This window comes from Nocardioides sp. (genome assembly GCF_004803405.1).
Taxonomy (GTDB): domain Bacteria; phylum Actinomycetota; class Actinomycetes; order Propionibacteriales; family Nocardioidaceae; genus Nocardioides; species Nocardioides vastitatis.
Genome location: NZ_SSXI01000182.1, coordinates 1 through 2,582 on the forward strand (window position 1 = coordinate 1; position 2,582 = coordinate 2,582).

Annotated in this window: 2 protein-coding genes; one reads left to right on the forward strand and one right to left on the reverse strand. The window is 74.1% G+C overall.

The features are described from left to right. Positions 1-59: 59 nt before the first annotated feature. The gene (locus E7Z54_RS12840) at positions 60-620 is read right to left on the reverse strand and encodes a M23 family metallopeptidase (RefSeq protein WP_136434281.1); all 561 of its coding nucleotides are present in this window, start codon (positions 618-620) and stop codon (positions 60-62) included. A gap of 302 nt (positions 621-922) precedes the next feature. On the opposite strand from E7Z54_RS12840, the gene E7Z54_RS12845 reads away from it, so the two are divergent. Next, the coding region (locus tag E7Z54_RS12845; protein ID WP_168798308.1) for an AAA family ATPase at positions 923-2,582 on the forward strand (1,660 nt) is incomplete at its 3' end.

Genomic DNA, 2,582 nt, shown 5'->3' on the forward strand with positions numbered 1-2,582 from the left:
CATCTACAGATCAGACCGTGTCGTCGCAGGATCTCGACCAAAGTGCCTGGGCATCACACCTAGAGCCGACTGAGTCCCAGCCGCACCGACGACGGAGCCCATGGCCCCGGAGCGCGGACCGGCACTTCACGCCACAACGGGAGCAGGCGGACGGGGCCGCGACCGACCAGGCGGAGTGGATCGAGGTAGGTCTCGCCGCGCAGCCAGCCCCAATGGAGGCAGGCCCGCGGGAAGCAGTGCGATCCGACCAGCTCCAGGCTCCCGATCGGCGCTCCGCGTGCGACATCCTCACCGACCTCGACGGAAACCTCGACCGGCTCGTAGGTCGTGCGGGTGTCGCCGTGGCTGACCACCACGACGCCCCGGCCCGCCAGCCGACCTGCGAACCTGACCGTGCCGGGCAACGCCGCGTGGACCCGTTGCCCCGCCGTGCCGGCGAGGTCCACGCCGCGGTGGCCGGCGCCGTACGGCGTGGCGGGGGGATCGAAGCGGGCGACCACCTCGGGCTCGGGACGCAGCGGCCAGACACCCACGGGGTCCTCCTCGGCGTGCGCGGGGCCCGGGGACGACACCAGCAGCACCAGGACGAGCAGCAGCGGGGCTCGGACACGCGGTGACATGGGTGCAGCCTGCCTCGGACGCCCCCCGGCGCCGCCCGGTCGGCTGTCCACCTGTGGACGACTGGCTGCCCTTTCAGGCTTTGTGGACGCCTGATGGCCTTCCCCGACAGCGAGCTCAAAGGGGAGGGTTTTCCCTGTATCGGCGCCGAGGGCCGGCATTGAATACTCGGGAGCGGGACTGGCCGACCGGACCTGGGTCGGCACGGTGGGACACGGCCCACCGGCCCGACCATCGATCGCCGGACGCAGAAGGGACCGCCATGGGACCGGGTGCTCGGCCCGACACGACCACCGCGTCGGTCGTGACCAGCAGCGCAGACCGGATCACGCTTCCCGGCAGGGCGCCGACGGCCCCGCTGCGTCATGAGCCGACCGGTGTGCCCGAGGCGCCGGGCCTGGTCCGACGCCGGCTGAACCGCTGTCTCGACCGCTTCGCGGACGTCCGGATCGGCGCGGTCATCGCCCCGGCCGGCGCCGGGAAGACGACCGCGTTGGCCCACTGGGCCCGGGCGTCCGGGCTGGACGTCACCTGGTGGCGAGCGACGTCTCGTGCGGGTGACCCGGTCGACCAGGTGATTCGCGGGGTGGCCGAGGCAGTGCACGTCCTCGCTCCGCAGCGCGCCCGGGCGAGGGGCCGGGAGTCCCTCGTGGACCGCCTCGCGGAGTACGACGGCAGGCCGGTCATCGTCATCGACGACTTCCATCACGTGGACCATCCCGAGGTGGGCCGTCTGCTCGAGGAGCTCCTGCAGGCGGGCGGGGCCCGGCTGGTCGTGGCGTCACGCCACGAGCCGTCCCTCAACCTCGCGCGATCCGAGCTGCCGAGCGTGGTCGTCGGCGCCGACGACCTCCGGTTCCGGCAGTCCGAGACCGAGGAGCTGTTCGCGACGGTCCACGGGGAGCCGCTGACCGATCAGGACGGTTGGCTGCTCACCCGGCAGACGGACGGCCTCGCGGCCGCCCTCCACCTCTTCCACCAGGCGACCCACGGTGCCGGCGACCAGTCTCGCCGTGACGCGCTGCTGGAGCTCCCCGACGGCGCCACCTTCGCGACCGGGTACGTCGTTCGCGAGATCCTCTCCGGCCTGGACGCGGCCGACCTCCGGCTGCTGCGGCTGACCGCGCCGCTCGAGACGCTCACCCCCGCACGGTGCAGCGGACTCGTCGAGGCCGACTGCGACCGGCGGCTCCGCGAGCTCGCCCGGCAGGGCCTGCTGCGACGGCTCCCGGGCGGCTACGCCGTCGCCCGCGTCGTACGACGGCACCTGATCGAGGAGCTGCGGGACGAGCTCGGCGCCCGGGCCTTCGCCGACCACGCACGATCGTGCGCGGCACGCATGGACGCCGACGGCCAGCCCGCTGCCGCGGTCCGCGCCTATGCAGCCCTCGGCGACTGGCGCTCGGCGCAAGCCGTGCTGGAGGGGGACGGGCCGACCGTTCTGGCCGACCCCGACCTGGACTGGGTCGACGCGCCGTGCGCCACCGGCCCGTGGCAGCGCGTCGGCAGCGCCGTCCGGGAGCTGCGAGCCGGGCATCTCAACGCGGCGCGCGACCTGCTCGGCTCGGTCCCTCCCGACGCGCCGGTCTCGCTCGTCGAGATCGACGCCCGGCTGCGGCGAACGCTACGGATCTGGACGGACGGCGACCTGGTGCCGGGTCCGCAGTGGTTCGAGCGGCTCCGCGCGACCGTGCACCGGCCCGACCCGCTGCGCTACGCCCACGCCGGGACGACCGCCGACCAGTCCCTGGAGCAGCGCCTGCTCCACGCGGTCGAGTGCGCGGTGGCCGGCGACCTGGTCACCGCGCGGAGGCTGGCCGAGCTGGCTCCGGCCGACGACCTGCCGGCTCTCGTCCTGTCGGGGCTCTCGGTCCTGCTGTCGTTCCCGGGCTCGATCGACCGGCTGGTCGACGAGGCCGAGCGTGGCGGCGTGCCGTGGATCGTCCGCCTGGCCCGCGGCATCG